The sequence below is a fragment of the Dyella sp. 01N36 genome (assembly GCF_056399745.1).
In genome coordinates this window covers 1-6,159 of the sequence record NZ_JBFTRY010000196.1, presented here as the reverse complement: position 1 = coordinate 6,159, position 6,159 = coordinate 1, and the positions used below count along the sequence as shown (strand labels likewise).

General features: G+C 65.2%; 4 protein-coding genes and 1 pseudogene. All 5 read right to left on the bottom strand.

From position 1 onward, the window contains the following. Nucleotides 1-509, bottom strand: a pseudogene (locus tag AC1DMG_RS18805) (copper resistance D family protein); the annotation flags it as partial. A gap of 55 nt (nucleotides 510-564) precedes the next feature. Further along, the gene (locus tag AC1DMG_RS18800) at nucleotides 565-927 is read right to left on the bottom strand and encodes a copper resistance CopC family protein (protein WP_441602274.1); all 363 of its coding nucleotides are present in this window, start codon (nucleotides 925-927) and stop codon (nucleotides 565-567) included. Between the two features lie 30 nt (nucleotides 928-957). Next, nucleotides 958-3,570: an MMPL family transporter gene (locus AC1DMG_RS18795; protein WP_441602273.1), complete on the bottom strand. Its 2,613-nt coding sequence runs from the start codon at nucleotides 3,568-3,570 to the stop codon at nucleotides 958-960. A gap of 75 nt (nucleotides 3,571-3,645) precedes the next feature. After that, nucleotides 3,646-4,359, bottom strand: coding sequence for a phosphorylase family protein (locus AC1DMG_RS18790; protein WP_441602272.1), 714 nt, complete (start codon nucleotides 4,357-4,359; stop codon nucleotides 3,646-3,648). Between the two features lie 20 nt (nucleotides 4,360-4,379). After that, nucleotides 4,380-6,159: squalene--hopene cyclase (gene shc, locus AC1DMG_RS18785; protein ID WP_477180891.1), on the bottom strand; the 1,780-nt coding region annotated here is incomplete at its 5' end.

Sequence of the window (6,159 nt, the reverse complement as noted above, 5' to 3'; positions counted from 1 at the left end):
ATCCAGATCGCCGCGCCGAACTGATGCAGGCCTTCCGCCACCAGCAATAGCGCGCTGTCTTGCAGGCGCGCATAGGCATGCGTGGTCATGGTCGCGGCACCAAGCTCGATCAGGCCAACCAGCATAAGCAGCCATCGCCCATACGCCTGCGTCAGCGTGGATGGCCTGAGGTTCAGCGCGATGACCAGCGCGCAAAGCATCTTGATGCTGGCCGCCACCGCGAACGATGCCTGCATGACATTGCCCAAGGGCAGTTCGACGGTGGACATCAGCACGGACACCTGCAGTGCTGTCGTCGCCAATTCACACAGCAGCAGCGCCCACGCGCTCCAGCGCGCCAGGCGAGCGACACGTTGTTCGAGCTGTTCGCCTTGCGCGAGTTGCGATGCCAGCGGATGCAGCAGAAAAACCAGGAACAGCAAACCACCAAGCATCATGGACTGGGCGACAACCACCAACCCATGCAGGATGATGCTCAGGTAGCCGAAGATATCGACGAGGAGAGCCACGGGATGTCCGTTGGTCAGCGCTGGTGCGCGGGTTCAGTGCGAAAGGCGGGCTGCCTCAGGGCGTTGCCGTCACGGAAAACGGCAGGTCGCCGCGCGTGATGTGGCCGTCCAGTGCCAGTGCCTGCCAGCGCACCACATACGCGCCAGCTTTCACCTCGGCCGCCGCTGCCAGTTCATTGGGCTTGCTGTCGTTGGCGATGATGGTGAGCGGCGTTTCGCTCTTGTCCGGTGCGATCAAGACCAGTCGCGAGCGCATCTGGTCGATCTTGCTGTTGTAGCTCAGCGTGAGCGCCACATGCCCTGCGGGCACATTGCCGTGCGCCTTGGGCGTACTGTCCACCAGGATGGCGTGGGCGCTTGCATTGACGCTCAACAGCAGGGCAAGTCCAGCGATGAGAAAACGACGGCTAGGCAACATGCATCGACTCCGGCGATGGGAAAACCAAGGTCATGGTTGGCTGAGGGGCTGCTTGCACTGCCCGACGGAGTAGAGCATCGCGGGCAGGAAGGCGAAGGTGGACAGCAACACCGCAAGCAGGCTCAGCAGCAGCACCGTACCCATGCTGGCCGTGCCCGGATGGCGGGCGATGGCGAGGCTGCCGAAGGCTGTGCCCGTGGTGAGCGCGGAGAACAGGATGGCACGTGCGGTGGGCGAGCCCAGGAACAGCTGCATGCCCTGGCGCCAGTTCATCACGAAGTACACGTTGAACGACACGCCCACGCCCAGCAGCAGCGGCAGCGCAATGATGTTGGCGAAGTTGATGGAGATGCCGCACAGCCGCGCCAGCAGCGCGGTGAGCAGGGCCGACATCAGCAGGGTGGCCAGCACCATGCCGGCGTCGCGCGCGCGGTGCAGCACCAGGATCAGCACGATGGCGATGGCCAGCGTGGCGTAAATCGCGGCTTCGCGGAATGCGATCAGAATGGTGTCGGCGGCCTTGATCGTGTCCACGGCGGAACCCGCCGCGTCCGGCGCGACCTGCTGCACCGCCTGCACAAAGCGACGCAGACCCAGGGTGCTCTGCGCCTTCGCGGTGGGCGTCACCTGCACGCGCACACGTCCGTCCGGGGCGAACCAGTCGCGCTTGAGTTCATCCGGCAGGCTCTGCATGGTGATGGGCGTGGCCGATAGCGAGTCGGCCAGCTGGTTGAGTGTGTAAGGCAGAAACTCGGTCAGCGCCTGATTGGCCGTTGCCATTTGCTGATCGCTGCCCTTGGCCAGGGCGGCGAGTGCCTTGCCGATGCGTCGCAGCGGCGAATTCGCCGGCAGTTTGTCGGCCACGCTGGCGATGCCTTCGCTGGTGTCCTTGGCCGACTGGCGCATCTCGTCGTAACTGGGCAGCGCGGTCTTCTCGCCGGGATTGAGCACGGCGTACATCAGGTCGGAGGCTTGCTGCAGCTGATCGAGCTTGTCCTGCTGGCCGGTTGGCACGAAGTCGACGCCGGACACCACTTGCGCCACCTCCGGCAACTTGCCCAGTCGCTCGCTCAGTGTCTTGGCAGCTGGCAGGTCCTTCACCAGGATGTCCATGGTGAAGGGGTTGGTGTTGGGATCTTCCATTAACGAGGTGAGCGTGCGCATCGCCTCGCTGCGCGCACTCTTGGTGTGCAGCGGATTGGCGTCGAACGGTATGGTGATGGCACACCAGGCGCCGATGGCGCCGAGCACGCCGAACGTCACCAGCACCGCCTTGCGGTTGCGTTGCAGCCAGCCATCGGCAGCGACGCCGCCGGGCAGCGCCACTTCCGCATGGGGCGAGCCCTTCGACAACAGGCGCAGCAGGGCGGGCAGCACCGTGAGCGTGCATAGCAGCGCCAGCAGCATGCCTACGCCGGCGATGATGCCGAGCTCGGCGACGCCGGTGAAATCGGTGGGCGCAAAGGCCAGAAAGCCGCAGGCCGTGGCGAGCGCCGCAAGACCCACCTGGCTGACCACGCGGTGAGCGGTTTCATGCAGCGAGTCGTCGAAGGTTCGATCGCTGTACTGGCGGGCATGCAGGCGCACGCCAAACTGGATGCCGAAATCCACGGCCAGGCCGACAAACAGCACCGCAAATGCCACTGACACCAGATTGAGGCGCCCCACCGCAAACGCGGCAAAGCCCAGCGTATAGATCAAGCCGACGATCAAGGTGATGATGACCGGCACGATCAAGCGCCAGGTGCCCAGCGCCAACACCAGCCAGAACACCAGCAACAGGCTGCTGCCGATGGCGATGGGGCCGGCGCGATCCGTCAGCGATGCAAACTCCTCGTCGGCCAAGGGCACCGAACCGGTGTAGTTGATGCGCACGCGCCCGGATTTCACTTCGGGCAACTCGTCGGCCAGGCGCAGCATGGCCTGCGTCGCTGCGTCGCCGGGTTCCAGTGCGGTGTGATCGAGCACCGGATGGATCAGGATGAACTCCTGCCCACCGCTGCTGCTCACCAGGTCCGGCGTCAACAGCGCCTGCCATGAGAGGGGTGCGTGCTTGCCGGCCAGCGCATCCTCCATGGTCTGCGCCACGTTGCCGAGCGCGGCGTCATAGGAAGAGAGATCGTTGGCGAGGCCCCGGCGCACACCTTCCACCATCAGGTCGATGCCGTTGAACAGGCCGCGCGCCGAGGTGTCCTTGGCCAGCGGTCCCAGCAGCGGCTGCGCCTGCAGCATGCTGTCCAGCGTGCTTTCCAGCTCGTCCTGCGGCAGCAGCAGGAGCCCTTCGCGATTGAAGAACGGGCTGATGCCCGGCGTCGAGGAGGAGTGGAAGTGTTGCTTGTCCGCCTGCAGCTTGGCATTGAGTGCTTGAGCCGCAATGCGTGCTTCTTCCGGCGTGGGTGCGCGCACCACCGCGGTGAGAGTGTCGCTGAATTGCGGGAACTGGCGTGCAAAGGCGCGGCTTTGCTGGCGCCACGCCAGCTTCTCCGAAAACAGATGATCCGCATCGGTATCGATGCTCAGATAGCGGGATGCGCCCCACAGGCTTAGTACGACCAATAGCGCCGACAACAGCAACACGATGAAGTGATGTCGACCGCTGCGGTCGACCATCCAGACCAGGCCTTTGTGGATCGCTCTGAACACGCCGTCGGACCTCCAGGCTTTGATGCCGCCGGCCGCACGTCGAGGCCAGGCCTGACATCCGAATACAGGGTGAGATTAACAGGGCTGGGGTACGTTACGTCCCAGTTCGATGCCGGCCACGTTGGCCGCCATGCGCAAGCTGCGCGTGGCTTTGCCCATGCGCGCGACCAGTCCGGGCAGTTCGGCGAACAGATGCGGGTGTCGCAGCAAGGTCGCTAGCAGGCGAGCCGGACGCGGCCGCCCCCAGGCGTCGATCGCAGCTTGCAGTTCGACCGGCAGGTTGTCGTCACGCTCGTCGACGATGGCTCGCAACACGACGAAGGGTATGCGGTACTCGCCGGCCACCGCGGCAATCGCTGCGCTTTCCATGTCGACGGCCAAGGCCTGGTGGCGTTCGCGCATCGCGCCTTTTTCCGCCACGCTGAGCAGCGGCACGGGTAGGCTCAGCAGTGTGCCTTCATCCACGCGGGGCAGCTGCGTGGCGGCAAGGCGGCGGATGATCGAGGCACGCCACGCGGCATCGGGCAGGTAATCATGGCTGCGCTCGTCGAGCACGCAGGACGGGCAGATCAACGTGCCGCTGCGCAAACCGGGGGCAAGACCACCGGCCACGCCGAACGACACCAGGGCCGTCGCGCCCGACGCGATCAAACCCAGGGCCGCCTGCCGCGCCGCATCCTGGCCCATGCCTGAGAGCCACAGCGCGCCGCCATGTTCCAGAGCCAGCGCGGTGCGCACACGCAGCCGTCGACGCGTGAGCGTGCGCGCCTCCGAAGCAAGCGCTGTCACGATACCCACCGAGCCCGGCATCACGGCGTCGGCGGTGAGTTCGCAAGCAGCTGGCGATAGCGGCTGAGTGCCCATAGCGGAAAATACGCGGTGTACCCGTGGTATTTGAGGAAAAAGACGCGTGGAAATCCCGGTGCATTGAAGCTGGGGTGATACCAGAGATCGGCCTCGGGCCCGCCCGGCGCCTGCTGCTGATCCAGCAGCCAGCGAATACCGCGATGCGCTGCCTCCGACGTGTGTTCGCCCGCCGCAAACAGCCCGAGCAAGGCCCAGGCCGTGCTGTGCGCCGTGCTTACGCCGCCGTTGCTGCCACGCAGTGCGGCATCGAAGTAGCTGTCGTTGGTTTCGCCCCAKCCGCCGTCGGCATGCTGCCTGGACAGCAACCAGGTGACCGACTGCCGTATCCATGGCTGCTGCATGTCCTGGCCTGCGAGCGCGAGGCCGGCCAGCACCGACCAGGTCCCGTAGATGTAATTGGTGCCCCAGCGCCCCCAGTACGAGCCATCCGGCAGGCGCGCAGCACGCAGGTAGGCGATGCAACGTTCGATGGCGGGCTTGTCCTGCGGGCGATTGAGGATGCCCAGCAAGGCCAGCACGCGTCCCGACACATCTTCGGTGGGCGGATCGAGCATGGCACCGTGATCGGCGAAGGGAATCTCGTTGATGTGATAGTGCGTGTTGTTGCGGTCGAACGAGGCGAAGCCGCCATTGTCCGACTGCATGCCGACCAGCCAGTCTGCCGCGCGCTCGATGCGATCGCGATACTGGCCTTCACGCGGCGTGCCGCGGACCGCCACATGCATCAGCGCGGCAATCACGGCCGTGTCGTCGAGGTCGGGAAAGTACGCGTTGGCGTACTGGAAAGCCCATCCGCCAGGCGCCAGATCGGGCGCCTGCACGGCCCAGTCGCCCTTGAGTTCCAGTTCCTGCAACGGCGCCAACCATGCCATGGCGCGGGTGACCGCCTCTTGCGTCGCATCATCCGGCGAAGCTCGCAGCAAGGCGATGGCTGACCAGCCGGTATCCCACACGGGCGACACGCAGGGCTGGCAATACGCCGTGCCGTCATCGCGCTGCACGATCAGTTTCTGCAGTGAACGCAAACAAGTGGCGCGGGCGGGATGGTCTTTCGCATAGCCCAGCAGATCCATCGCTTCGAGTGCGTTGACCATGGGCGGAAAGATCGCGCCAAGGCCATCTTCGCCATTGAGTCGGGCAACGAACCATTGCTCGGCCCGCTGCACCGCCCGGCGACGCAGGCTGCCGGGAATCAGTGGATCGCAGGCGCGACCCAGCTTGTCCAGCACCAGGAACACTTTGCTGATGAAGCCACCGCCCGTGGCGAAGTAGTGGCGTTCCTGCTCCGGCGGCGTCACGAACAGTTCTGCAATGCCGACCTGGCGCGGATTCTTGGCCTTCGCCTTCATTGTGCAAAGGATGAACAGCGGCACCATGGTGCTGCGCGCCCAGTACGACACCTTGTCCAGGTGGAACGGCGCCCAGCGGGGGAACAGCATGATTTCCACCGGCACGTACGGCGCGGCGCGCCAGGGCACCTGGCCGAACATGGCGAGCAGGATGCGCGTGAACACATTGCTTTTCGCTGCGCCACCCTTGGCGAGGATCGCCTCGCGCGCACGGCGCATATGCGGCGCGTCGGGTGAATCGCCTGCCGCCTTCAATGCGTAATACGACTTCACCGTGCACGACAGGTCGAGCGCACCGTCGTGGTAGAGCGGCCAGCCGCCGTGGGTATCCAGGCGCTGCTTGAGGCGGATGTAGCGCGCGAGCTTCTCCTGC